The sequence below is a fragment of the Pseudoalteromonas sp. PA2MD11 genome, from assembly GCF_017808125.1.
Lineage (GTDB): Bacteria > Pseudomonadota > Gammaproteobacteria > Enterobacterales > Alteromonadaceae > Pseudoalteromonas > Pseudoalteromonas simplex.
In genome coordinates this window covers 1-25,420 of record NZ_JADKNF010000002.1, presented here as the reverse complement: position 1 = coordinate 25,420, position 25,420 = coordinate 1, and the positions used below count along the sequence as shown (strand labels likewise).

Annotated in this window: 23 protein-coding genes and 1 pseudogene; 9 read left to right on the top strand and 15 right to left on the bottom strand. The window is 40.0% G+C overall.

What is annotated here, in order from left to right:
- Positions 1-29: 29 nt before the first annotated feature.
- On the top strand, positions 30-866 hold the full coding sequence (gene fghA, locus ISP07_RS02800; protein WP_209326734.1) for an S-formylglutathione hydrolase: 837 nt from the start codon (positions 30-32) through the stop codon (positions 864-866).
- A gap of 14 nt (positions 867-880) precedes the next feature.
- On the opposite strand, the gene ISP07_RS02795 is transcribed toward fghA, so the two are convergent.
- The 3 genes from ISP07_RS02795 to ISP07_RS02785 form a co-directional block, all read right to left on the bottom strand.
- The gene (locus ISP07_RS02795) at positions 881-1,189 is read right to left on the bottom strand and encodes a hypothetical protein (RefSeq protein ID WP_209326733.1); all 309 of its coding nucleotides are present in this window, start codon (positions 1,187-1,189) and stop codon (positions 881-883) included.
- Positions 1,179-1,520 (bottom strand): hypothetical protein, encoded by a 342-nt coding sequence (locus ISP07_RS02790; protein WP_166340299.1) that lies wholly within the window; start codon positions 1,518-1,520, stop codon positions 1,179-1,181. The genes ISP07_RS02795 and ISP07_RS02790 overlap by 11 nt, the downstream gene beginning before the upstream one ends.
- A gap of 75 nt (positions 1,521-1,595) precedes the next feature.
- A complete protein-coding gene (locus ISP07_RS02785) occupies positions 1,596-3,089 on the bottom strand; it encodes a BCCT family transporter (RefSeq protein WP_228290503.1) in 1,494 nt (497 codons plus the stop codon).
- A gap of 228 nt (positions 3,090-3,317) precedes the next feature.
- Here ISP07_RS02785 and ISP07_RS02780 point away from each other — a divergent pair, with 228 nt between their 5' ends.
- Positions 3,318-3,734, top strand: coding sequence for an MgtC/SapB family protein (locus ISP07_RS02780; RefSeq protein ID WP_209326732.1), 417 nt, complete (start codon positions 3,318-3,320; stop codon positions 3,732-3,734).
- 4 nt (positions 3,735-3,738) lie between these two features.
- Here ISP07_RS02780 and ISP07_RS02775 read toward each other — a convergent pair whose 3' ends face one another.
- Entirely contained in the window at positions 3,739-4,815 is a 1,077-nt protein-coding gene (locus ISP07_RS02775; RefSeq protein ID WP_209326731.1) for an energy transducer TonB, read from the bottom strand.
- Positions 4,816-4,916: 101 nt separating this feature from the next.
- Positions 4,917-6,815 (bottom strand): beta-ketoacyl synthase, encoded by a 1,899-nt coding sequence (locus ISP07_RS02770; protein WP_209326730.1) that lies wholly within the window; start codon positions 6,813-6,815, stop codon positions 4,917-4,919.
- 127 nt (positions 6,816-6,942) lie between these two features.
- On the opposite strand from ISP07_RS02770, the gene ISP07_RS02765 reads away from it, so the two are divergent.
- On the top strand, positions 6,943-7,953 hold the full coding sequence (locus ISP07_RS02765) for a GlxA family transcriptional regulator (RefSeq protein WP_209326729.1): 1,011 nt from the start codon (positions 6,943-6,945) through the stop codon (positions 7,951-7,953).
- A gap of 117 nt (positions 7,954-8,070) precedes the next feature.
- Positions 8,071-9,279, top strand: a complete 1,209-nt coding sequence (locus ISP07_RS02760; protein WP_209326728.1) for an ATP-binding protein — start codon at positions 8,071-8,073, stop codon at positions 9,277-9,279.
- 132 nt (positions 9,280-9,411) lie between these two features.
- On the opposite strand, the gene ISP07_RS02755 is transcribed toward ISP07_RS02760, so the two are convergent.
- The 8 genes from ISP07_RS02755 to ISP07_RS02720 all read right to left on the bottom strand — a co-directional run bounded on the left by ISP07_RS02755 (position 9,412) and on the right by ISP07_RS02720 (position 17,648).
- Positions 9,412-9,906: an MgtC/SapB family protein gene (locus tag ISP07_RS02755; protein WP_054551426.1), complete on the bottom strand. Its 495-nt coding sequence runs from the start codon at positions 9,904-9,906 to the stop codon at positions 9,412-9,414.
- Positions 9,907-9,936: 30 nt separating this feature from the next.
- Positions 9,937-11,040 carry a GNAT family N-acetyltransferase/peptidase C39 family protein gene (locus tag ISP07_RS02750; RefSeq protein ID WP_209326727.1) on the bottom strand — a complete coding sequence of 368 codons (1,104 nt, stop codon included), beginning with the start codon at positions 11,038-11,040 and terminating at the stop codon, positions 9,937-9,939.
- On the bottom strand, positions 11,040-12,434 hold the full coding sequence (locus ISP07_RS02745) for a RimK family protein (RefSeq protein ID WP_209326726.1): 1,395 nt from the start codon (positions 12,432-12,434) through the stop codon (positions 11,040-11,042). The genes ISP07_RS02750 and ISP07_RS02745 overlap by 1 nt, the downstream gene beginning before the upstream one ends.
- A 239-nt stretch (positions 12,435-12,673) precedes the next feature.
- Positions 12,674-13,150 carry a transcription elongation factor GreAB gene (locus tag ISP07_RS02740; RefSeq protein WP_054551429.1) on the bottom strand — a complete coding sequence of 159 codons (477 nt, stop codon included), beginning with the start codon at positions 13,148-13,150 and terminating at the stop codon, positions 12,674-12,676.
- Between the two features lie 77 nt (positions 13,151-13,227).
- A complete protein-coding gene (gene secF, locus ISP07_RS02735) occupies positions 13,228-14,148 on the bottom strand; it encodes a protein translocase subunit SecF (protein ID WP_209326725.1) in 921 nt (306 codons plus the stop codon).
- A complete protein-coding gene (secD, locus tag ISP07_RS02730) occupies positions 14,145-15,956 on the bottom strand; it encodes a protein translocase subunit SecD (RefSeq protein WP_209326724.1) in 1,812 nt (603 codons plus the stop codon). The genes secF and secD overlap by 4 nt, the downstream gene beginning before the upstream one ends.
- A gap of 74 nt (positions 15,957-16,030) precedes the next feature.
- The gene (locus ISP07_RS02725) at positions 16,031-16,408 is read right to left on the bottom strand and encodes a hypothetical protein (RefSeq protein ID WP_209326723.1); all 378 of its coding nucleotides are present in this window, start codon (positions 16,406-16,408) and stop codon (positions 16,031-16,033) included.
- 193 nt (positions 16,409-16,601) lie between these two features.
- A complete protein-coding gene (locus ISP07_RS02720; RefSeq protein WP_138600590.1) occupies positions 16,602-17,648 on the bottom strand; it encodes an NAD(P)-dependent alcohol dehydrogenase in 1,047 nt (348 codons plus the stop codon).
- A 251-nt stretch (positions 17,649-17,899) separates the two neighbouring features.
- Between ISP07_RS02720 and ISP07_RS02715 the strand changes: the two genes are divergently transcribed.
- The 3 genes from ISP07_RS02715 to ISP07_RS02705 all read left to right on the top strand — a co-directional run bounded on the left by ISP07_RS02715 (position 17,900) and on the right by ISP07_RS02705 (position 21,716).
- Entirely contained in the window at positions 17,900-19,600 is a 1,701-nt protein-coding gene (locus ISP07_RS02715) for an ABCB family ABC transporter ATP-binding protein/permease (protein WP_228290502.1), read from the top strand.
- A 74-nt stretch (positions 19,601-19,674) separates the two neighbouring features.
- On the top strand, positions 19,675-20,388 hold the full coding sequence (locus ISP07_RS02710; RefSeq protein WP_054561631.1) for a YebC/PmpR family DNA-binding transcriptional regulator: 714 nt from the start codon (positions 19,675-19,677) through the stop codon (positions 20,386-20,388).
- Between the two features lie 53 nt (positions 20,389-20,441).
- Positions 20,442-21,716 carry a protein kinase gene (locus tag ISP07_RS02705; protein ID WP_209326722.1) on the top strand — a complete coding sequence of 425 codons (1,275 nt, stop codon included), beginning with the start codon at positions 20,442-20,444 and terminating at the stop codon, positions 21,714-21,716.
- A 36-nt stretch (positions 21,717-21,752) separates the two neighbouring features.
- On the opposite strand, the gene ISP07_RS02700 is transcribed toward ISP07_RS02705, so the two are convergent.
- The gene (locus tag ISP07_RS02700) at positions 21,753-22,874 is read right to left on the bottom strand and encodes a sterol desaturase family protein (protein ID WP_209326721.1); all 1,122 of its coding nucleotides are present in this window, start codon (positions 22,872-22,874) and stop codon (positions 21,753-21,755) included.
- Positions 22,875-23,092: 218 nt separating this feature from the next.
- Between ISP07_RS02700 and ISP07_RS02695 the strand changes: the two genes are divergently transcribed.
- Positions 23,093-23,644, top strand: coding sequence for a hypothetical protein (locus ISP07_RS02695; protein ID WP_209326720.1), 552 nt, complete (start codon positions 23,093-23,095; stop codon positions 23,642-23,644).
- 180 nt (positions 23,645-23,824) lie between these two features.
- The gene (locus ISP07_RS02690) at positions 23,825-24,319 is read left to right on the top strand and encodes a hypothetical protein (protein WP_209326719.1); all 495 of its coding nucleotides are present in this window, start codon (positions 23,825-23,827) and stop codon (positions 24,317-24,319) included.
- A 670-nt stretch (positions 24,320-24,989) separates the two neighbouring features.
- Here the strand turns inward: ISP07_RS02690 and ISP07_RS02685 are convergent.
- Positions 24,990-25,420 (bottom strand): annotated as a pseudogene (locus tag ISP07_RS02685) (DDE-type integrase/transposase/recombinase); the annotation flags it as partial.

The following is a 25,420-nucleotide window of genomic DNA, read 5'->3' as shown; positions in this document are numbered from 1 at the left end:
CCTAGCGCTTTTGTTTCAAGGATATGGTTATGCTAGAAAACATAAGCTCAACAAAAGTCAGCGGTGGCTGGCATAAACAATATACCCACCAATCGAGCAGCACGCATTGTGCTATGCGCTTTGCGATTTTTTTACCGCCCGGTGCCAGCGAAACGAATAAAGTACCGGTGATGTATTGGTTGTCAGGCTTAACTTGTACTGATGAAAATTTTATGCAAAAAGCCGGAGCATTTAAAAAAGCGGCTGAACTAGGTATTGCGATTGTCGCTCCAGATACTAGCCCGCGCGGTGAAAATGTGCCTGACGATGACAATTACGATTTTGGTCAAGGTGCTGGTTTTTATGTCAATGCGACTCAAGCGCCTTACAATGTGCACTACAACATGTACGACTATGTTGTTTCTGAGTTACCTGCACTTATCGAAGCGCACTTCCCTGTGACGACCAAAAAAGCCATTGCTGGTCATTCTATGGGTGGTCACGGCGCATTGATGATTGCACTTAAAAACCCTAAACAATACGTCAGCGCCAGTGCTTTTAGCCCGATTGTGAACCCGATTAATTGCCCTTGGGGTGAAAAAGCGTTCAGTAATTACCTAGGTAGTGATAAAGCAAGTTGGCTTGCATACGACAGCTGTGAATTAATGAAAAATGCCGTCACTGATGATTATTTACCCATGCGTATTGATCAAGGTGAGGCCGATAACTTCTTAACTGAGCAACTCAAAACCGAGCACTTATTTGCTGTCGTGAACGAAAAAGATTACCCAGCCGAAATTAACATGCACGCGGGTTATGATCATAGTTACTTCTTTATCAGCAGCTTTATTGATGAACACCTAATGTTTCATCAAAAGTATCTGTGATTAATACTTAATTTTTAGTGTGAGGGCTTAACTTCCTCACACTCTTTAATACTGCGTGTGATTTGCCTGCAAACTAATTGCGGTTGTTGTTCTTTTGGTTTGAGTAAACCAATAACAGCGCTATCAATTTCGAAGCCTAACTTTGCGAATGAAAAGCCGTCGGCATCGGTTACAGTACTGTTAGTTTGATTTGCATTTGTAGTTGCAAGATTTGTTGGTTGTGAGTTTTTTGCATAGCCATCGACTATTGACCCCGCCACTGTACACCCCACTAATTGGTAGCTAATTAAGCAAATAACAAGTTTTGAAAAGTTAATCTTCATTAAAACTATCCATTAATGTAGGTCTTTTTTTTGGCTCAGCTTTGACCTCAACACATTCCTTTACTGTGCGACTTATTTGGCGGCATTTAAGCTCAACGTCTTTGTCTTTGCTACCACTCTCCAAGCCTTCAATAATCGCTTTGTCGATTTCATAACCTAGCATCGTCATGGTCATACCATAGTTCACTCGGTCATTATCTTTTTTATCTGCATAGGCACTGGCAGGCTGTGCTTGGCTAGCACGCCCACCAATACCATCAGCAACTAGGCCAATTGCAGTACAGCCACTGAGCAAACTAACAGAAAGTAATAGATACAGAGATTTAAGCATTGGTCCTCCAATACACTTAAGCTTATTTTATTAGCTTAATAACAAACGCGTAGTTTAACTGTAAAAAACTGTAGATTAATCACAAATATCGCGAATAAACTCTTTTAAAAACCCAACCAACTGCAATAGAAATATTAATAAGAAAGGTAAAGCGCCTAAAATTGCAACGCTACGATTTAACGGCTCATCTTGTAACATTAATAATGCAAAGCTACATAAGAATAATGCTAAACACCAAGCGTACAGGCTCACACGGTTATTCTGCTCAGAGCCAACAAGTTCTCTTATGACTAAAATTGCAGAATCAGCGGATGTGGCAACAAATATCAACAGTAATAATAAGCTGGCCCAAATAAACACGGTTCCTTGCCAGCCTAATTGATTAAAAAATACAAATAAGCCTTGGCTATAATCTTGTTTTATTGCGACTAAAATACCTGCTTGATTGAGTCTATCCCATTCAATTGCTGCCCCAGAAAATGTCGCAAACCAAATTATAGTGACTAAAGTTGGAATACACACAACCGCCAAAATAAATTGCCAAACCTTGCGCCCCTGACTAATTTTGGCTAGGAACACACCAACAAATGGCCCCCACGCTAACCACCAAAAGTAATAATTATATGTCCAATGAGTGGCCCAGTCAGGCGTTTTTAACTGGCTATCAAATTGCCAAGTGCCGGTTGCAAGCAACTGTAAATAGTAGCCAGTTCCATCAAATGCAATCTTTATAATAGGCTCAATTGGCACCACTATTAGCAACCAAACAAGCAGACTAAATGCTAGGAGTACGTTAAATATACTCAGTGACTGTACACCGCGACGTAATCCAAATTTAACCGACAGCGAATAAATAACGGCTAACAAACAAACGATTAATGAACCTACTAATAAAGTTGAAGTAACCCCCAACTCAATTTCTACGCCTTTACTTATCAATAAAGTTGAATTAGCTATGGTGCCGACGACCCCAAAAAAAATAGCGATTACCGCAATTAACTTAACAATAAACGACACAGTAAATTTTGCAGACTTATCAAAGCGATTACCAAGCGCCGTTAAAACAGGGGCACAAATATCTCCTGATTTACCACTGTATTGCGTTAATCCCCCAAGCACGAGCGCAAATACTGCATAAAGTGCCCAAGCATGGGCGCCCCAATTAACCAAGGTTAAAGCGAGGCTACTAGCTAGTCTATCTGGGTATAAGCTTTGTTTAAGTGGAGGGTCGAGAGAATGTAATGCAGGCTCTGCTACGCCCCAAAAAACCAAACCAGATCCCATTCCTGCTGCAAACAACATGGCAAACCAACCAAAGTTTGAATACTCAACAACAGCGTGTTCGCCACCTACTTTACGGCTACCGAGTGGGCTAATGGCTAAAATAATGATGGCAAACAATAAAAAATTCACCAATAAGAAAAAGCTACTACCAGTCCATTTTAAAATCATTTGTACAAACGGCTGAACTTGCTCAGTGATAACATCAGGCAAAATCACAGCAATCAGTGCACCAAACATACACAGTGCAAGCGCGGTTTTTTCTAGGGAAGAGATGGAATGTTTCAATGTGAAGCCTTTTTAGTCAGCGTGTTTAGCATACTGTTAGCATGGCTGAAATTCAAACAGCCAAAAGGCTGAAAAAATGACATAGCACTGCGTAAAAATCGCAAATTATACCAAGCCCTACTTTTTAAAACCCGGCTACATGTCCCTAGTTTTCTCATTTTATTTAATTTGTTGATCGGGTATTGAAATTGCAATGCTGTCATAATCTACATAGCAAGGAGCAAAAGTATGGACTTTAATTTTGATTGGCATGAAATTCTCGATAATTTAATTCATCTAGGTATTGCCTATTTACTTGCCCTTCCAATGGCTTTTGATCGAGAAAAAACCAGTAATGGCGCAGGTCTTCGAACTTTCCCATTAGTTGCTGTTGCATCTTGTGGATATGCATTGGTGGGCATGTCTGTTTTAACAAGCTCTGAGGCCGAATCAAAAGTGCTCGAAGGAATTATCACAGGTATAGGTTTCATTGGCGGTGGTGCTATTTTGAAAAACAAAAATTCTACCTATGGAACAGCCACAGCAGCCAGTATCTGGAACATGGGACTTATTGGCATAGCAGTGGCATTCAGTCGTTACGAAATCGCCTTTCTAATGGCGTTGATTAATTTCGTAACGCTAAGATATGTTAAGCGCTTAAAGTAAACAATTAACTCGCGTCATATTTTGAGTTAACTATGGCATAGCCAGTTTGTTTAACTTTAATCTCAGCTGGGTTTGCAGATTTAACTAATAAACCGCAGCGTCTGCTTTGCTCATCAATGACATAGTTAACCGATTCACTCACTTCAAGGTCAATGACTTTATCTGCACAGCGGATCTGTATTTTAGACACATCGCTCGCGCCTTCAATTTTGATTGAACCGCGAGATAAAGATAAATATGACAGCTTATCTTTTGAAACATTGATTTGTGAATTGATTTGCGGTGTTCGCGCCAAAAGGTCATCAATTTGCTTGATAGTGGCAAGTTTGTTTTCTTCTGAAAACTGTTTACCCTCGATATTATCTAACGCATAAATAGCATTGTAAGCAAGATTAAAATCTCCTTTGAAGCTGTACCATTGTAGAGCACTTTTAGCGACTAGATATTGTATATCTGTTGGTAACTTAGCTCGCAGTAAATAGGCTACAGACAACTGCTCATCAAAGCCAAACCATTGCTGTTGATGATAATAATATTGGCTTTTCAACCATGCAAATAATGCCTGTTCAGAGGTGTTTTTAGTATGATCTTTGTATAACTCAGCCAATGCTTGCTCAGCTTTATTAAACTCTTTTGCTTGCAGCATTTTATTGATTTCATCGTACTCATTAATAAAACCACGGCTCGCTTTATCATTTGAGTAACCATTAAAATACTTACCTACTTCAAATGAAAACAGGTAACCCCCTTCTACGGTTTTGCCTTCTTTTGTGGCAGGTGCAAACTCTAAGTTGGTTAAGTATTTCTCTGCATTTTCTTCACTACCCCGAGTATCTGATGCCATGATCACTTCAATGTCTTTTGCCTTACCTTGTGTATCAACCACATAAGACATTAATGCCCAGCCTTCTAGACGAGAGCCGTTATAACTACCTGGGTAACGTTGGTTTGAATTTTTAACAATATAGGCAGAGGTAGCAGCTTGAACATCAACACCTAAGTCATTGACGTCTCGTGCTAAAGCGTGTGTTGGTAATGCGATAAGTGAACAAAGTGCTGCAAGTTTAGTGAATTTAATCATGGTAATGGCTCTAATTCCCTTTGATAGGAACGTTTATAACACTAAAAAAGGCGCTTTAAAAGCGCCTTGCTGTCAAGAATGTGCTTAAACATGTCTTGATCTTAAAACATATCCTGATAAGGATTTGGTTTAGATAATAAAACTTTTTTATCAAAACCAGGGATTGTCATTGAATCTTCACTAATCTCAATGTCACTTTCATCAATTAAGCCATCACCAAAACGATAAATTAGCTCATATTGACCTAAATCTGCCTGTTGCTGATAGTCAGTTTGTGCTTGGAATACCTGAGTATGACGGTCTTGATATTGCGCCATAACCTCATCACCATGACGCTTTGCAAGCATCTTTAATGTAATTGCAGGTGATAACACAGTCGCTGTAGCATTGTTACCGCCAAACCCTTTTGAATTTATAAAGGCAATATCCATGGCATCACATTGATAATGTTCAGTGCGAATATCTAAATGCTCGCTATAAACATCATCTGCCACTTTATCAATTGTGGTTATACCCGGCATAATATTGTGACTAAACACACCTAATGCCATAGCTAATTGGTCACCACTGGCAGGAGCTATAGTATGGCCAACATACGCTTTAGGTGCAGCAACCTTCCAATTATCAATTGCAAAAGTCTCTGCCACTTTATGGTAGATCAGTGATTCTGTTACGCGGTTTTGTGGTGTACTTGAGCCGTGAGCTAAAATGAAACTACGCTTTTGTACTGCTTCTTGGCCAACAATACTGCTTGCTAGTGCAACAGATTTGGCCATCGTAATGTAGTTACCAGGGCCCGGGGCTGTAATTGATTTTTTAATACCATCGGCATTGACGAACACATCTGCAACGCTGCCTAACACATCAGCACCTAACTCTAATGCCAATGCATCATCTATTAAAATAGCAACTTGTGCGCCTTCACCAATTGTAAAACCACAGTTTTCACCAAATGGACGACTGGTACGACGGTGATCAACCACATCTGTATTATCAAGACGCTTAAGGCCCTCTTCATTAGCAAGTGCGCTCATATTGCCAAAACCTTCAACGATTTCAGGTGTAATAGCACACTCAACAGACGCCACAATAGCTACACGCGTACGTCCTGCTTGAATATCGTTTACTGCTGCACGTAGGTTATATAAAAACGTGGCACATGCCCCTGATGTAGTAAAAGTTGTGCCCACATTGCCTGTTACATAAGCATTGATAAAGTCAGTCGACATGGTGTTTAAGCCAAGTGCAAGCTGTTTTGTACTCACACGGTCGCCCTGCTGACGCGCACGAATAAGTCCACCAAATCCTTCATCATCAACTTGACCAGCCACAGAAGCTGAGTAGGTGCCAATTTGATCCGGCTCAACGCTATTCATTACCTGCTGCCACGCCAGACCTGTCGAACGAATTGCATCGGTTGCGGCAAAGATAGTCGCTTGCAAGCCTCTTGGTTGATAACGGCTGTTATACATAGCCGAAGGTTCAAAACCTGTTGGTAATTGACCGGCCGCTTTAATTGGATTATCACGCGTACTGTCATGTTTAATAGCAAGATCAGCACTAATTGTAACTTTCACTTTTTTATCAGTTAATTCTTCAACCTGCCAAGCACTTGGTACCGGCGTTGGTAAATCACGGCGGCGCGTTTCAAAAACAATCTGCTGTTCATCAGACGCTGTTAACGTCATTTTTTGCTGCCATGGCGTTGCATCAACATCGAAGTGATTTTTTTCAATTTTACGAATAAGTGTACCAGCTAAAATTTGTTCACCGAACTTAGCTTCGATGTCTGATTCGGCAATGGTATTGCCGTCAGCATCTTTTAGTAAACCTTCAGTAAGGGTGACTAAGTTCATTAATGTCGCTAAGCCTAAGAATGTCTCCTGACGGGCATTAGCGTCTAAGCTGTCTAACACGATACGACGATAACCTTGATGAAAAGAAGTGCGGCCAGCGGCATTAATACCACCCATACCGACAATAACGGGTAATGCTGTCATAAAAAACCTTGAGAAAACGTGTTATGAGAATTAAGCCAAGTTTAAATGGATTAATTAACACGCTTTATGCTTAAATAGCCAAATAACCTGCATAACAGGCCAAAAATAACTGGTCGGAGCAATTAGAGTGACGAAACTTCAACACGTAAAAGCCATTGAAATTAGTATTTTGGTTTATCCCCATTTATTAATAACCAGTTTAACCCTGCCTATCGAAATGCTCAGAGCTGGCGAGGCCTTTGCTAAAAGCCATCGTCAGCAAAACGAATTTAAACCCTTAAACATCAATTTAGTTGCAAGTAGTCTAAAAGCGATCCCCAATCGTACTGGGCTTTCGATTATGCCCGATTGCGAAACCGTCACAGCGCCTGTAAGTGACTTAATTATCGTTCCCGGGATTTGGCGAAACCCGCGTCCAGTAGTAAGCAAACAAAAGAGTTTAGTGAACTGGCTTGGTGATTCTTGGCAGCAAGGCAGCCATATCATTGGTGTTGGCACAGGTAATTGTTTAGTTGCCGAAGCGGGATTACTAGATGGCCACCCTGCTACCACTCACTGGCATTACGCAGAACAATTTAAACGTGACTACCCTAAAGTGCAGCTTAAGCCTGACTTTTTCATCACACAATCTGAGCGCATGTACACCGTTGCGAGTTTAAATGCGCTAGCCGATGTTATTGTGCATATTATTAGTCAATATTACGGGCGAGGAGCTGCGCAACATGTTGAGCGTAATTTCTCCCATGAAATTCGTAAACCTTACGAAGATCAGCGCTACCTTGAGGGTGCCGTCGATAAACACCCTGATGAACTCATCGCACAAATTCAATTTTGGCTGAAAAACAATTTAACCTCAGAATTAACCCTGCAAGAAATTGCAGCGCAATTTAGTTTAAGCTACCGCACCTTTACGCGCCGATTTCGTCAAGCCACCAGCCAAACTCCTGTTGAGTATTGGCAACAGCTTAGAGTACAAACTGCAAAAGAGTTATTAGCGTCTTCAAATTTATCTATTCAAGAAGTTGCCCTGGAAGTAGGTTATAACGACCAAGGTCACTTAACACGAGTTTTTAAGAAAGTGCTTTCGCAAACACCCAGTGAATATCGCACAGTTGTTAGACGAAAACTATTTGGCTAAAACTAAAGTATCTAAATATATTTCAGGCTAAGTCAGATAAATCATATTTAAGTTGCTGAATTCAAGATTATTACTATCCTTTGACTTGTTGTATTAGTAATTGAGTAAATTTGATAAATGTATCAGCCAAATTATGATGAGTTAGTGCAAAGTTGGAATAAAACGCTCGCTGTTTTAGCCCTGATTGCTGAAGTGCCCGTCGCATTAGTAATGAAAATAGAAAACAATATTATTAGTGTGTTTTCAAAAAACGATAACCAAGCAAATCCTTATGAAATTGGTGACAGCGAAGAGTTAGAAGATTCAGGTCTCTATTGCGAGCATGTCGTAAAAACGCAGAACTTACTGAATATTCCAAACGCACTTATTGATGATGATTGGAAAGACAACCCTGATATCAAGTTGAATATGATTTCTTATTTGGGTTTACCAATCTGTGCTGGAGATACTACCCCATTTGGTACTATTTGTATCCTTGATAGTAAACCCCATGAATATAATGAGCCAATAATAAAGCTACTCGAAACCATTAAACAAAGCTTCGAGACGCAACTAAAATTATTACATCAGCAAAAACAAGCGTTTGAGCAGCAACAGTTTACTGAGCTCGCGACCTTAATTCGAGGCATTGCTCATGAGATTAATACTCCTTTAGGTAACTGTATTACAACCGTTGATGTAACCAAACTTGCCTTAAATGACACTAAATCCCTACTAGTAAAAAAACAATTAAGCCAACAAGCACTACAAAACACATTAGATACATTAGATACATTAGAGAACACTAATGAACTGCTAGATAGAAATTTAACCGCATGTGCACATAAAATACGAATTTTACAAGATTTGCTGTATACCAAACCACAATCTAGTAAAACTGTCATTACCCTAGCTCAGCTTTCAGAATCTCTTCAAGAACACTTAAAAGAGCAAATAAAATATCGTGCAATTAAATTAGACATTAATTATCAAAACCCACATAGCCAATTTGAAGTTGAAATAGAGCTACTCAAGCAAGTACTCATTATTTTGCTACAAAACTCAATGGAGCATGCGTTCAACAATATTGCAGACCCTGCTATAGAAATTAATATTTTTAATTTTGATGAGGTGTTAAAAATTCACTATAAAGATAACGGCAACGGTATCAGCAGCACTGAACTAAGCTCAATTTTCACCCCTTTTTTTAAAGGTAGCAACAATCAATCAGGTTTAGGGCTAGGCCTGAGTATTGCGAAGAAAATAGTTAGCCAACAACTGCAAGGCGATATTTGTGTACAAGAAAGTGATGCAGGCGCCCATTTTTTAATTAGTTTGCCTAAGTAAATTGATAAGTTTAAATGTCTTTCGTAAATAAAATCTTACTAGTTTGTAGGCTGCCTCTGTCTTCATAACCTACAATTGAATAGCCATTTTTGATAAGCAGGCTCAGCATTGCAGGAAAACGGTTCATCGACTTCACTTTTCTTTTCGATAATACAACTTTGAGTAGCGTTTTACACGGGCATGCACACCACGACCTAGGCTCTTAAATTTAGCTTCAAGAACATCTACGCCATATAAAATCCCCACCACTAGCACTGATAGCTTTATCGCAGCGAGTAAGTTGTCAGTAGCAATGACAACACCAATTGATGCTAATACCCAAATCGTTGCAGCGGATGTTACACCAACAACCGCGCCATCTTTTGCAAGCATCACCCCTGCACCTAAAAAGCCGATACCAGTAATGATCTGGCCAACGACACGTGAATGATCAATATCTTCCCCATGCAACATAAACGCTGTTGATAGAAACAAATAAGTACCCAACACAATGAGCGCTGAAGTACGAATACCCACAGGTTTACCGCGTAATTGACGCTCCATACCAATAATTGCGCCGCAAAAAGCGGCGCTACCTATTGCTGACCAAGAATAAGGGGCAATATCAAATAAACTACTCAGTGTCACTGCACTTCCAAATCAAACTAACAATCAAAATTATAAATAAAAGGCCATCGCAGTACTGAGACGCGATGAACCAAAACTCGCCATTTTAGTAAAATCGGCTTTAGCTATTGGCACATGCTGACAATCAATCGCCAATTGCTTTTCGTTTTCACAAAACGGATCATGCACGTACAAGCAATGCTCATCAATATGGGTTACACACACCCAGTGCGGTGACTTTTTACCATCAAATCGATAAGTGCTGATCAATAACACCACCGCTTTACCCTCAGCAAGCCAATCTTCAATGGAGGCCAAGGTTAACTCTTGATACCTCACTGGCAGCTTTGCAGCTATTGCTTCGGCCACAAATTGATTGTGAACCGTATGCAAAATGGCTTTTTTCTTTTCGCTTCTGACACCATCAATAAACAAAGTATCACGGGTATTTAAAACCACATCAGTTTTAAAACCACGTTTCATTGCTGCAAGTGCTAACCCTAGAGGATGGCAACCGCCATGCCCTGAAGTCATGAAGATAGTCGTGGCTTCACGCCATATATCCAGCTCTTTGTGTTGGCTCATTGCGGTATCATTCAAGGATGACATTGCCATTAATAACGCCGCTGGGCCACAGGTAAATTCGGTAGTTTGCTGGTACCAAGGTGTGTGTTTATCGGCATTAAACTCGCTATTACGACGAATGTTTTTTTGCATTCGATGGGCGTCACTGTGGTCATCATAGTAATCACTATAATGACCAAAAACTTGGTAACCCAGTTTTTCATATAAACGAATTGCTGATTGGTTGTTTACCGCAACTTCTAAGCGCATGTATAAACGGCCCCGTTTAGCCGTTTCATTTTCAAGCGCAAGAAGTAACTGTGAAGCAATCCCTTTACCTTGCTGAGATTGCAAAACCGCCAGTGAATATAACCGAGCAAGGCGCGTCCCTTTGTGACACCACACTAAACCATAACCAACTAGTTGATTATCTACCTCAGCCACCATCAGTAAGCCGTGGCTTGCGCTGATCCAACGTTTTAAACTACGGCTACTTAATCTATCTTGGCTGAAGCTTTGCTCTTCAATGGCAACAAGAACCGTCAAATCCGTGGCCTTGGCAAAGCGGATTTGACAAACAGATGCGTTCATTAACCGCGGCCTCGTGCTTCTAGGCGTTGTTTAAACTCATCCATAATGATCATATAAAGCTCATCACCTAAATAGGCATCTTCGACTTTATGGTCGATACTTGGGTTGTCATTCACTTCTAACACGTATGCTTTACCTTGATGCTCTTTAACATCAACACCATACAAACCTTTACCCACTGTTTTACAGGCTTTTAATGCTGCATCGAGGACCACTTTAGGTAGCTCAAAGGTTGGCAAGGTTTCAAAACCACCTGAGAAAAAGCGTTTTGCATCATGGTTGTAAATTTGCCAGTGATTACGCGCCATTAAATAACGACATGCATAAATTGCACGACCATTTAACACCCCGACACGCCAGTCATATTCGGTGTACATGTACTCTTGCGCAAGCACCAGTGCACTGAACTCAAACAGCTCAGTTAACTTAGCAACTAATTCATCACGATTAGCGACTTTAAATACGCCTTTCGAAAAAGAGCCTTCTGGCATTTTTAATACCAGCGGATAGCTGAAGTTTGCTTCTAAATTGTCAATTGTCTCTTCACTTGTATCAGCAACAACATGCGTTTTTAAACTCGGCACTTTTTGATAATTAAAGGCATCGTGCAAATACACTTTATTACAACAGCGTAGTATTGACTCAGCATCATCAATGACCACTAACCCTAAGCTTTGTGCTTTACTCGCTAAACGATAGGTTGGATGGTCGATGGCTGTGGTTTGACGAATAAACAACGCATCAAATTGTGCAATATTTGTTATTTCATCAAATGTCAGTGCTTGAGCATAAATACCATGTTTAGCGGCTGCTTTAATGAATTTAGCAATGGCATCTTTATCACTTGGCGGCACTTTTTCTTGGTGATCAACCAAAATAGCCATATCCCAACGGTAACGACGTTTTTTATCGTGAATACGCCATACTGACTCTGTAAAACTACTGAGCTGTTTTACAAATTCTGTAAAGGCTTTGTCATCTAATGATGCAATCGTGCCTTGCTTAACAACTCCTTGCTCATCACACACTAAAATAGGTGCGGGATATTGTGAGAATAGTGCTTTGGTTGCTTTACTATGTTGCTCTTGATCTGTATGGCCAAAAAATACAGTGCCACCAGCAAGTTCTTTATGACGCGAGCTGTGCTCATCGCTACGTAGCGCATTAATTGTTTTTACACTCGGTAATACCTGATGCTTTCTCGCTTCTGCAAGCAAAGAACAATAATAACCTTTACTTAAATACCGCCCTGTATCACACAAGTTTAAAATGCGCGTTTTTGGCTCATTATGTTTTGGGTAATCACGTAAGTAGGTGTCAAAGGTAATGACATTTTCGAAATTTTGAGCAATACGTTGCTCATTGTTATCAACCACTATCAAGGTTTTAAACACGACTTTTCCTAAATTAAGCCATAGATAAAATGAAAAACACCCAACCAATTAAGTGAACGCATGAGGCTAAACTTCACTTAACTAGATGGGTGCTTGAAATACCAAAACACAATAATTGGTAATTAAGCGTATTGGTATAAGCCTTAAGCTTGATGTGATTTATAGAGGTTTTTTTGCTTTGTGACCAACGAGATATTTTTTACTTGAAGATGAAATTTACTGATTAAAAATACCAATAATTAAATTAACTGATCTATGCTGTACAGTTGTTTATTGCCAGCTATAGAGAGTTCAACTTCATCATCAAGGCTCTTTCCAATCAATTGCTTACCTAACGGCGCTTCTCGGGTTACAACATAAATAGGCTGCTCTTTTACGGTAACCACTAAGCCACCTGCACTTGGGCCCATAAAAAACCACTTGGCGTTATCTTGCTCATCGATAAGACACACTAATGCACCTTCACGAACCTTATTAAACTCGCTTTCTTTAAACACCGCATTGAATGCCTGAATATCACGGTAGCATTCATTAACTCGCTCAGCTTGCCCTTGGGCTAAATAAGCGGCTTCTAAACCCAAGGTATCGTATTGAGTTTCAGCAACACTTTCTTCGTGAGTTGCTGCATCATGGGCCGCTTTTGCCGCTGCTTTGGCGTTTTGCAGTTGTGCCTCTAGCGCAAAGCGTAAATGTTCAATTACGTGTGTTTTATTCATATCAAAGCAGTAAAAAACAGAAAAGCCGCTATTCTATGGAAAAATAGCGGCTGATGAAAGTAAGTTATAAAACGGGCTTACGGCATTTCCATATAGGCTTTAGTTTTATCATCCAGTGTTTGGGTGTAATTTTCTGAACTTAACCCCAATAACTGCGGCAAGGTCGCGGCGATACAAATCGATGAGAAGGTGCCTACCACAATGCCCACAAATAACGCGATAGCAAAACCCGTTAATGCAGCACCAGCAAGCAACCAAATACAGGCAATGGTCGCAAGTGTTGTGCCTGAGGTGATCAATGTACGTGTTAACGTAGAGCCAATTGCATCGTTAATCACAACATGGGTATTTATGCGTTGATTGTCTGGCTGAATACGTAAAAGCTCTCTAACTCTGTCGCCAACAATAATTGAGTCATTCAATGAATAACCAATAATAGCCAGTAAACTCGCCAGTACGGTTAAATTAAACTCAAGCTCAAGTAAGGAAAATAAACCGAGCACTAAGATTAGATCATGTAACAGTGCAACCACTGAACCTACCGCGAGTCGCCATTCAAAGCGCACAGCAAGATAAACCATAATTGCAATCAGCGCTGCAAATAAAGCTAAACAGCCCTGTTCAAAAAGCTCATCACCCACTTGTGAGCCTAAAAATGAGCTAGATAAAACGGTATAGTCTACCCCTTGCTCATTCAGCTCTGCTTGCCAAGTACTGGCTTTACTAACCTCTGGTGCTTCTCTTAAAACAAAGTGATATTCACCCGCTTTACTTATAGTTAATTTACTCGCAACCTCAGGGCTTAACTTTGCCTTTAAATCTGTAATTGTTGTGACTGACGCTGTGTTAATTTCCGTGATGTAGCCACCTGTAAAATCAAGACCAAAGTTTAGCCCTTTTACAGATAAAACACCTAAGCTCGTAATGACTAAAACACAACTAAGCAATAATCCTAAAACGCGCGCTTTACTAGCTGCAGTTAATGTTGACCAACTCATGCTTTAGCCTCCGTTAAATTAGTTAGTTTAATGTAGAGTGTTTGGCTAAGCGCTTTCGAAATATAAACGCCTGTAAAGACACTAGTTAATAGCCCAAGCGCCAATGTGATTGCAAAGCCTTTCACCGGCCCATAACCAATGGCATATAAAATAATTGCCGTGATCATCGTAGTCACATTGGCATCAAAAATGGTCGAAAATGCTTGGTTATAACCTTGCTCTATCGCTTGATAAGTAGGCCGGCCTTTACGCTTCTCTTCTTTTATCCGCTCAAAGATAATCACATTGGTATCAACTGCCATCCCTATCGTCAGTACAAGCCCAGCAATACCCGGTAAGGTCAGCACAACCCCCGGTAATAACGACATTAAACCAACCAAAGCCGTTAGATTAAGCAATAAAGCAATATTGGCAATCAGCCCTAAGCGACGATACCAAAGCGCCATAAAGGCAAGGGTAATTCCGATACCCAGCATTAACGCTGCTAAACCGTGTTCAATGTTTTCACTGCCTAAGCTTGGGCCTATGGTTTGTTCTTGAACAATTGTCACTGGCGCTGTGAGCGACCCAGCGCGTAGTAAAAGCGCTAGATCATAGGCTGCTTGCGGGCTTTTCATATTAGTAATGCTAAAACGTGAACTTAAATGCTGGGCAATGTTTGCTACATTTATCACTTCGCTTTTTTTCACAACGTCGCCATTTGCATCCCGCGAGTATTCAGAATACACCGTGGCCATAGGCTTACCTATGTTGTGCTTAGAAAATGCAGACATGGCATCGCCACCTTGCGAATCTAAACTAAGCTGCACTAAAGGCTTGCCCCATTCATCTTTGCCAACACTGGCATTATTAATGTGATCACCTGAAAAAATCGCAACAGGATTTAAATTAACAACGCCACCGCCTTGTACATTAAACGCTTTACCACCTACTTCGACGACCTGGTAAAAATCAAGGGTCGCAGTTGCACCAATAATACGTTTCGCTTCTGATGGGTCTTGCACACCGGGTAACTCAATGCGAATACGCTGCTTACCTTGTCTTTGCGTTACCGCTTCAGTGATACCAAGCTCTTCAATACGACCACGCAGTGTTGTTAAGCTTTGCGCCATAACTTGTTTATTAAATTCGCTTTGGCTTTGCTCATTAAAATGCAGTAATACCGTGGTTAGGTTATTCGTTGTTGATTTAGTTTGCATCAGGCCTTTAAATTGACCTTGTAACGTTGAAACAAGCCCTGCGAGTTGCTCCTCGCCGCTTGGTAAAATTTGTAGCTCAACCCCTTCTTTTACAACACTTGCCCGAATACCACGAATTTTGTCTTTACGAAGCGTTAATTTAGTTTGTTGATACACACTATTTAAGTGCTCTTGCATTGCTTTATCTAGGTCAACATCAAGCACAAATAACACCCCACCATTTAAGTCGAGTCCCAACTTAATCGGTGAAAGCCCAAGCTGTTGAAGCCATTGTGGGCTTGTCGCATGCTCAACAATTTTAGCCTCTAGCTGTGGGTATTGCGTTTTTATAAAGCTCAACGCATTGGCACTTTGAGTCGGTTCAGCTAATAAAATAGCCAGTTGTGCTTGGCTATCATTGGCTTCAGTCACTTCAAAACCATGTTGATTTAGTGCCGTTGTCACACTTTGCAGCGTCACAGTCTGATCTGGCAAGCTAATGTGCAACCAAGATTTGTTAGGGTAAAGGTTAGGTAGTGCGCTAACCGCTAATAAAATACACGCCGCTATCATAGCGACATAACTCATTTTTAGACGACGCCATAGCGCCGGCTTTGATTTATGTGACATACATGACTTCCTTCCGGCATTGTCAGCCGGTAAAAACTTAATTCCAAAAAATAAAAAGTAACGAAGGAAGTCGTTTAGCTATGGTAGGTCGTATTGGCTTTGTACAAGAGATTAGCGTCTTTCCAGCCACTAATGCGGGATTTACGTTGAGTGGCTAATGCAAACCATGGGATCACACGCACAGCACCTGGCGGCGCTAAAAAGAGCTCTTTCCCCCAATCTTCAGCAAAGAATTCAATTAATAGTTCGTAATCAGGCTCAACCTGACTATGATAAAGAAATAATGATGAATTACTGGCAGTTAAACGCGGCATAAGGGTATCAAACCCCGATGGTTCATCCGGTTTAGGATGCTCAGCTGTATGAGTTTGCGAAATAACTGGTGTTTTAGTCAGCTCGACTTGGAACAATTTAGTTGCAGAAAAGTGTGACTGAGTGTCAGGCATAGCCATGCTCTGTGCACTAAAGAACACAGTAAAGAGCAAGATAATGACTGAGAAAAACCGTAACAAGAACTGACCAATAAATTAAGCGGATGACAGGGATATAATGAGGGTAAAAAAATAAAACACAAGGTATTACTTAAATAAAAGTGACTAAAACAAAAAGCGGGCCTAATTAGGCCCGCTTAGTCATTTAACTTTGTTAAACTTCTAATGATGACATGTCGATAACAAAGCGTGAGGCCATATCACCTTGCTTTAATTTATCGAATGCGTCGTTAATTTGGTCCATTTTGATCATTTCAACTTCTGGCAGAATATTATGTAACGCACAGAAATCGAGGATCTCTTGGGTTTGCGCTATACCGCCAATTAATGAGCCAGCAACACGGCGACGCCCCATTAATAACGGCACTGAGTTAGACTCAGCAAGCTCACCTACTTGACCAACCAATACTTGCGTACCATCAATATCTAAAAGCGGAATATACGGCGTAAAGTCGTGTTTTACCGGAATAGTATTGATGATCACATCAAATTGATTAGCATGCGCTTGCATGGCAGCTTCATCACTCGATACCAATAAATCTTTTGCGCCATAAGATAAAACCTGCTGTTTTTTCTTATCACTACGGCTAATTGCCGTAACATGTGCGCCCATTGCAGCTGCGATTTTAATCGCCATGTGGCCTAAACCACCTAAACCAATCACACCAACACGACTACCTGGGCCGACATTCCACGTGCGTAGTGGCGAATACGTTGTGATACCCGCACATAAAATTGGTGCACATTTAGCAAGGTCTAAGCCTTCTGGCACACTTAATACAAACTCTTCACGCACAACAATGTGCTTTGAATAGCCACCTTGAGTGAGTTCACCACTGATTCGGTCTTGTCCTGAGTAGGTCCCTACCATACCTTCGCGACAAAACTGCTCTTCACCGTGATGACACTGGTCACAGCTTAAACAGCTATCAACCATACAACCCACAGCAACATTATCGCCCACTTTGTATTTAGTAACGCCGCTACCTACTTCAAGAACACGACCAACGATTTCATGGCCTGGTACCACTGGGTACTGAGTCCAGCCCCAGTCGTTTTCTGCGGTGTGTAAGTCAGAATGGCACACGCCACAATACAGAATTTCAATTGATACATCTTCATCACGAAGTGCACGGCGTTCAAAATGATACGGCTCTAATGGTTTTTCAGAATCATGTGCTGCATAACCGACGGTTTTCATGCTTACTCCTTAATTTTCTTCGTGTTTAACTCATGCATTTAACTAATTTGCTAATGCGCTGGTGTATACTGCACTCAGTATAGAGGTAATTTAGCAAAGTACACTTGCCTAAAACACGAAAGCTTTTGCCTATTTTTATCAAATTGATTCAAGAGAGCCCAATGCGTGGAATGAGCCGCAAAGAACAGGTAACGAGATCGCCTGATGCAATGAACCTTTCACAAAGCATCAAAACACTTTGACCCTATTTAATGACCTTTAAAGACCGCGTTATTTTAGCCGTCTTAGCGCTTATTGCTGCAAAAGGCGCCACATTGCTGATGCCTTGGGCACTAAAAGAAATAATTGACGCGGTTGATGCGAGTATCAACCCGCTATTAAGTGTTCCTATTGCCTTACTCATCGCTTATGGTTTGCTGCGCTTTGCCAGTGTATTTTTTGGTGAAGTACGCGATGCATTATTTGGCCGTGTTACAGAGCACGCTATGCGCCATATTGGCCTAAAAGTTTTTAAACACTTGCATAGTTTAGAACTTGCTTTTCACCTGGATAGGCAAACAGGTGGTATCAGCCGCGATATAGAGCGTGGTACAAGTGGCCTCAGCTTTTTAATGCGCTTTTTGATGTTTAACATCGTGCCAACCCTATTTGAAATAATCACAGTAGCGATTATTTTTGCGACCTTGTTTTCACCATGGTTTGCACTGGTCACATTAATTGCGGTTGCTAGTTACATTGCTTTTACTGTGATTGTAACTCAGTGGCGTAACCGATTTATTCGTGAAGCAAATGCTGCCGATAACAACTCAAACACCCGTGCAATCGACAGCTTACTAAATTACGAAACCGTTAAGTACTTCAACAATGAACAGTATGAAGCGAGCACCTACGACGGCTTTTTAGCTAAATGGGAGCAAGCGAGGCTTAAAAATCGTTTATCGTTACTGGCACTTAATTCAGGACAAGCACTTATTATAGCCACGGCTATAACAGCGCTAATGTGGCTCGGTGCCAGATCAGTGGTCAATAAAGAGCTGACAATAGGTGAGCTTGTGATGATCAATGCTTATATGATCCAGTTATTTTTACCACTTAACTTTTTAGGTTTTGTTTATCGTGAGATACGCCGTGCGCTGACTGACCTTGAAAATATGCTGGGGCTGTTAAATCGCAAAGCCGCCATTAGCGATGACAAAGATGCAAAACCATTAAATGCAACCAAAGCAGCTATTCGATTTGAAAATGTGTCGTTTAGTTACGACAAACAACGGCCAATTTTAAATAACTTAAGCTTTGAGGTTACTTCTGGCAGCAAAGTGGCGATTGTGGGTGCCAGTGGCGCAGGTAAAAGCACTCTAAGCCGCCTGCTCTACCGCTTTTATGATGTTGATGCAGGTAAAATTTATATCGATGAGCAAGCAATCAACACAGTGACACTTGAAAGTTTGCGCCAAGCTATTGCCATCGTACCGCAAGATACCGTGCTATTTAATACCAGCATTCGCGAAAACATCGCCTACGGAAACCCAACAGCAAGCGAAGATGAAATTGATAAAGCCATAAGCCTCGCCCATTTAGATGGGTTTATTGCCAGTCTAGATAAAGGTGATAAAACCCTTGTTGGTGAGCGCGGTTTAAAAGTGTCGGGCGGTGAAAAACAACGCATTGCAATTGCTAGAGCCATTTTAAAAGGTTCACCCATTTTATTATTTGATGAGGCAACATCGGCGCTAGATTCGCATTCAGAGCAAGCCATTCTCAGCGCGATGCGTGAAGTCGCACAAAGACATAACAGCTTGGTTATTGCACATCGTTTATCAACAATTACTGACGCAGACAAAATTATTGTTATGAAACAAGGACAGGTTGTTGAGCAAGGTCAGCACCATCAACTGCTTGCAGCGAATGGTGAATACGCACGAATGTGGCAGTTACAGCAAAGCGAAGAATAAACACTGTTAACTAGTAGGTTAAATGATTAGAATAACCGCTTTATTTTTATCTATAACAAAAAGGCAACACGCAGATGGGCAGAGCTTATCAAAACAAAAAAGACTCAATGGCAAAAACTGCGGGTGCAAAAACCAAAGTTTATTCAAAGTACGGAAAAGAAATTTATATCTGCGCTAAGAATGGTGGTGTTGATCCCGATGGCAACTTAGCGCTTCGTCGCTTAATTGAGCGTGCTAAGAAAGACCAAGTACCTACGCACGTGATTGAGCGTGCAATCGATAAAGCCAAAGGCGGTGGCGGCGAAGATTATGTAGCAACTCGCTATGAAGGTTACGGCCCGGGTAACTGTATGATCATTGTTGACTGTTTAACCGACAACAACAAACGTACATTCGCTGACGTACGTGTTTGTTTTACTAAAGCAAATGCAAAAATTGGCGCGCAAAACTCAGTATCACACTTATTTGATCACCTCGCTATTTTTGTATTTGATGGTGATGATGACGAAGCTGTTTTAGAAGCGCTAATGATGGCTGATGTAGATGTAACGGATGTAGAAGTTGAAGACGGTAAAGTGACGGTATTCGCGCCACACACTGAATACAACAACACCCGTACAGCACTTGAAGAAATGGGAATTACTGATTTCCACGAAGATCTAATTGCTTTTGTGCCGCAAGTAGAAGCACCCATTGAAGGTGAAGACGTTGAAGTCATGGAACGCTTTTTAGCCATGCTAGAAGACTGTGACGACGTACAAAACGTTTACCATAACGCACAATTTTAATTAAAAAGGCCAACCAAGTTGGCCTTTAACCTTTTAGCCCAAAGGAATCAACATTGAATACCCTCGAAGAGTTAAAAGCCGGTTCTCTACAAGGTTGTACACGGCTTCAGCTTGTTGCAAAACTAACCGAGTTCCCAAAAGAAATTTATACTCTAGCCGATACGTTAGAAATCCTCGATTTATCTAATAACCAGCTAAGTGATTTACCTGACGATTTTTACAAATTAAAAAATCTCAAACGGCTGTTTTTATCATTTAATCAGTTTAAACATATTCCAGACGTGCTAAGAGAATGCCCTAACTTAATCATGGTGGCATTTAAAGGTAATCAAATTACTGAATTTAAAGCGCACTGTTTGCCAACGCAGATTGAATGGCTGATCTTAACGGATAATCAAATCCCCGCTTTACCTGATTCACTTGGTGAGTACAGCAAGCTTAAAAAGCTCGCACTAGCAGGTAATCAGTTAACTCATTTACCAGCTTCAATGGCTAATTGTAACGAGCTTGAGCTAATACGTTTAAGTGCCAATCAGCTTACAAAAGTTGAAGATTGGCTTTTAGCTTTACCGAAACTTGCTTGGCTTGCCTTCTCTGGTAACGATTTAAATCGCTCAACTAGCTTACACTGTGAGCAGTTTAGCAAAATCACACTGGATGAAATCCAAGTTAAAAAGCAGATTGGCCAAGGTGCGTCTGGGGTTATTCATTTGGCCAATTGGCATCAACGTCCTGTTGCCCTTAAGTTATTTAAAGGCGAGATCACCAGTGATGGCTATCCACTCGATGAGCTAAATTGTTGTTTAAAAGCCAGTGAGCATCCAAATCTCATTAAAGCATTGGGCTATGTCGATGAAGAGAAACAACTTGGTTTAGTGATGGAGCTTATCAGTAAAGAGTTTACGAATCTTGGTTTGCCACCCTCCCTTGTAACTTGTACTCGTGATACCTTCGAAGACAACTGCCAGTACGCGCCAGAAATGGTGCTAAAAATTGTTAAGCAAATGGCCAGTACCCTCGCTCATTTGCATCAAAAGCAAGTAAGCCATGGTGACATTTATGCCCATAACAGCATGATCAATTCACAGGGCGAGTTATTATTCGGTGACTTTGGTGCAGCAACAGACTTATCAATGCTGACGCCTGATCAACAGCAGCGATTAGAAGGCATTGAAGCACGCGCCCTTGGTTATTTCATCGATGATTTACTGACTGTAGTCACTGAACAAAACGACATTACTAAGATGCTTTCTGACATCGCTCAAGAGTGCTTGGTACTAAACTCAGACAAACGCCCTCGCCTTTCTGAGCTAGTTTCGCGATTATGAGTGTAGTGTAATTATAAATAAAGCCTCTGTGAGGCTTTATTTTTGCTTTTTAAACGGGAACACCTGCTGCTTTAACATACCTTCGGGCATGTAATCGCCAACCACACCATATTTATCGGGCCACTCTGCTTGACCTTTGACAGCAGTGCCAAATAGATAATCTAAAAAAGAAAAATGCGCAGCATAGTTACGGTCAATGGCCGCTTTATCAGATGAATGATGCCAATGATGAAACTGAGGCGTAACGAGCACGTACTTTAACCATCCAAATTTTACCCGAACATTAGCGTGGTTAAACACAGCCTGAAAGCCAACAATAATGACATAGAGGCTAATGACATCCGATGGAAAGCCGAGCACAAAAATTGGCGTAAGCACTAAGCTGCGCGTCACGAGTATTTCTAAAATATGTTGACGAGAGCCAGCAAGCCAATCCATCTCTTTTGCACTGTGATGCACGGCATGAAAACGCCAAAGCAGGGGCACTTCGTGATAAGCCCTATGCACAAAGTACTGCATTAAATCAGCCACTAAAATGATTAAAAATAATTGGAGTAAAAATGGCAGTTGAATAATAAAGCCTTGCACTGTATTAGACACAGCCCAGCCAAAAGCATGATGCACGAACTGATTGGTTGCCAGCAATACAAAACCAATAATTAAGTGATTAACAAAGAAATGATTTAAATCACCCTGCCACTCAGTACGGAGAATTTTTTGTTCTTTACGGTGCGGCAGCAGCTTCTCAATAAGAATAAAAATCAGTGTGGAGCCAAGTAAGTCAAGAATAAACCAATCAAGCCCCAAGTACGGCGTATTATCTCTAAAGTCGCCCACTTCAACATTCGGCCCACCAAATGCAATAGCAAGCAAGATCAACACCCAAGCCGTTGCACCGAGCCGTTTATTAGTATTACGAACAAAATTCAACAACCCTAAACTGCCTGAAATAATTAATGCCACAAACATCAGCTGGCGCAAAAATTCGACACTGTAGTTTTGCCTGAGCTCTGGGGTCGTTAAGTACTCTGGAAAATGAAAAGCTAATACCCCTAAACAGGATAATACCGCTAAGAAGCAAGCAATATAACCACTGATATTGCCCTCACCCACTTGAAACTGCTCAGCTCTAAATAGCCGATGATAAAGACGTGTCATGATATAAAAATCCATTTATCAATTTTTCGCAGCATAACACAGAAGAATTTAGGAACAAATATTGTAAAGTAAGACATTATAAAGCAGCGTGAATGTTTGCTAGCAATTATCGATAGAATCAAATGTAAGTAGCCAACTAAAATACAAAAGAATCCTCATTGACTTTAAATGAGGAACAAACTAACCTGCACAAGTAAATTATTTTTAAAGGAATAAAAATGTCTACTTTCTCAATAAATAACCTACCATACGATTTACCAAACAATTCTGCTGATCAGCTAAGAGTATTAGCAACAATCATTGAAGTACCATACTCGCTAGTTAGTAATGGTGGCGATTATGAAGTAGAAGCAATTTGTGGTGCGATACTTTATCGCCATTTAGATAGACATCAAAGAGTTGAAGCTCTCACACTAATTAGAAGTTTAGAAAATAGAGCATTGTCTGGTAAATTAATTTCAATAGCGATTGAACCAACACTTGTGAATAAAGACTGGGGAGTTTGGTCATTAACTAAAGAAGAGCTTATAGCAGATCAATTATTTCATTCCCAAGCTGATAATTTAGCTTCATATGTAGGTCTAGGAGCTTCCGCAATGAGTGGAAGGGACCTTCTTACTAAGATTTGGAAAAAGAGAAAAATTACAAAGGGAGGTTTAGTGACTTTAGTAATTTGGGGGACTGTTTTTTTCAATAAATCAGAGCTTAATAAGGTCAACAATGAAATAAAAAGGCGCTCATCTATAAAAACAATAAACACTCCAAATTAGAAATGAATTATATAAAAAATTTAATATTTGGTGTTATCTTTATTGAAATTTCAGCCATCTTGGGATGGCTATATTCTTCATCGCCGGTGATGGAAAGCTATATATTTTTCTTATTTTTATCTGCAGCATTTATTTACTTAAACTACTTATCCTACTTACTCAAAAAGGTTGAAGGAAAAAGTGATTAGAAAACATATCATTTTATCAATTTTACTTAGCAGTTTCAGTGCTCAGTCTGATACAAAATGTGTAAATAACTCAAAGAGACTTCCTCTATATTCACAGCAGTTGAGTTCAAACTCTTTTGAGGCAAGTTTAAATTTATGGGAGATATCGAAGGAAAATCTTGATAAAAGAGGGCTTTCCGCGTCAAGGTCTGAAGATGTTTTTATTACATTTTTAGATGCCTACCAACAAGATAACTTAGAAGAAAAGCTTTTTTATAAGACTAAAATAATACATGAAATTAAAGAAGGAATTAGCATAAGCCGAGTTATTCAAGCTGAATTCCCTGGTAGTTTAGACTATGATTTGTTTTTTGTTAAAGTAAGTAAAAGAAAGGATGGAATATATTTTTTAAAAACAATAATAGCCCCTAGAGTTAAAAAAGATAAAATCAAAGAAGCTGTTAAATTTATCGAAAAATTCTCCATCGAAACAATTAATAAGTGCTGACAAATGGTTAAAAAAATCAATTACATTATATATCTTATAATTTTTGTAGCTATAACTTATCACTGGTTCACCTCCCCTGCAGATACAAAACAATCAATGTTTTACGCTTTGATTACTGTTTTTCCAATTTTATCATTTAACATCATTATTAAAATTTACCGGAATAAAAAACCGTTAAATCCTTAGAAAAAATAATGAATCCGTAACAATTACAGAAATACAGTACTTACCAGAAATTATTTTCGAAAAGTTATTGCTACTCAATTTTATTCAATATTTTTAAAGATATTTGGTTTTGGGAGATTAAATAACTATGTCAAAGGCTAAGTCATATCTTTTGAATATAAGCCTTATTCTAGTTAGCGCATTCGCGAATTTCATGTTGTTTTTAGAAGCTTATAAGAAACTCTCTATTCCATTTATAAATGAAGAACAAAGAGTAGAAAATGCTCCTTTGCTTTTTATTTATGTACTTCCTTCATTTATATTTCTTTCAGTTATAGTTTTTTTCCTATATAAAAAGTTACTCAAAAATCAGAAAAATAACGCATAAAAATGGGTAATCCTCCCATTTTTAATAGCCGTCAAAAATAGAGAGTTAAGCCACAGCCAACGGCGGTTTTCCTCCATTAGCTTTATGCGGCCTTTTATGATTATAAAACCACAGTCAAGTTGTAGCATGTTCTTGAACCTCTTCCAACGTATCAAATAAGTTTTTGCTCAACCAGCTATATCGAATTGTTTTGTTATGTCGTTCGATGTAAGCGTTTTGCTGTGGGTTTCCCGGCTGAATATAGTCAATTCGAATACCATGCTGTTTCGCCCAATGAGTAAATTCATGGCTGATAAATTCAGGGCCATTATCACAACGAATGACGCTTGGTTTACCTCGCCATTCGATGAGCTGATTTAGGCTTCTTATCACTCTAATTGCTGGGAATGAATACCCCGCATCAATCACTAAACCTTCACGTTTAAAGTCATCAATGACATTAAACAAACGTATTTTACGGCCATTACTGAGCTGATCATGCATAAAATCGACTGACCATACTTGATTACGCTTTATTGGCTCTTTTAATGGTTCGGGTTTATGTCGTT

Coding starts and splice junctions, on each gene's coding strand:
- fghA (WP_209326734.1), top strand. CDS start 30: ATGCTAGAAAACATAAGCTCAACAAAAGTCAGCGGTGGCTGGCATAAA.
- ISP07_RS02795 (WP_209326733.1), bottom strand. CDS start 1,189: ATGAAGATTAACTTTTCAAAACTTGTTATTTGCTTAATTAGCTACCAA.
- ISP07_RS02790 (WP_166340299.1), bottom strand. CDS start 1,520: ATGCTTAAATCTCTGTATCTATTACTTTCTGTTAGTTTGCTCAGTGGC.
- ISP07_RS02780 (WP_209326732.1), top strand. CDS start 3,318: ATGGACTTTAATTTTGATTGGCATGAAATTCTCGATAATTTAATTCAT.
- ISP07_RS02775 (WP_209326731.1), bottom strand. CDS start 4,815: ATGATTAAATTCACTAAACTTGCAGCACTTTGTTCACTTATCGCATTA.
- ISP07_RS02770 (WP_209326730.1), bottom strand. CDS start 6,815: ATGACAGCATTACCCGTTATTGTCGGTATGGGTGGTATTAATGCCGCT.
- ISP07_RS02760 (WP_209326728.1), top strand. CDS start 8,071: ATGTATCAGCCAAATTATGATGAGTTAGTGCAAAGTTGGAATAAAACG.
- ISP07_RS02750 (WP_209326727.1), bottom strand. CDS start 11,040: ATGAACGCATCTGTTTGTCAAATCCGCTTTGCCAAGGCCACGGATTTG.
- ISP07_RS02740 (WP_054551429.1), bottom strand. CDS start 13,150: ATGAATAAAACACACGTAATTGAACATTTACGCTTTGCGCTAGAGGCA.
- secF (WP_209326725.1), bottom strand. CDS start 14,148: ATGAGTTGGTCAACATTAACTGCAGCTAGTAAAGCGCGCGTTTTAGGA.
- secD (WP_209326724.1), bottom strand. CDS start 15,956: ATGTCACATAAATCAAAGCCGGCGCTATGGCGTCGTCTAAAAATGAGT.
- ISP07_RS02725 (WP_209326723.1), bottom strand. CDS start 16,408: ATGGCTATGCCTGACACTCAGTCACACTTTTCTGCAACTAAATTGTTC.
- ISP07_RS02720 (WP_138600590.1), bottom strand. CDS start 17,648: ATGAAAACCGTCGGTTATGCAGCACATGATTCTGAAAAACCATTAGAG.
- ISP07_RS02715 (WP_228290502.1), top strand. CDS start 17,900: ATGACCTTTAAAGACCGCGTTATTTTAGCCGTCTTAGCGCTTATTGCT.
- ISP07_RS02710 (WP_054561631.1), top strand. CDS start 19,675: ATGGGCAGAGCTTATCAAAACAAAAAAGACTCAATGGCAAAAACTGCG.
- ISP07_RS02700 (WP_209326721.1), bottom strand. CDS start 22,874: ATGACACGTCTTTATCATCGGCTATTTAGAGCTGAGCAGTTTCAAGTG.
- ISP07_RS02695 (WP_209326720.1), top strand. CDS start 23,093: ATGTCTACTTTCTCAATAAATAACCTACCATACGATTTACCAAACAAT.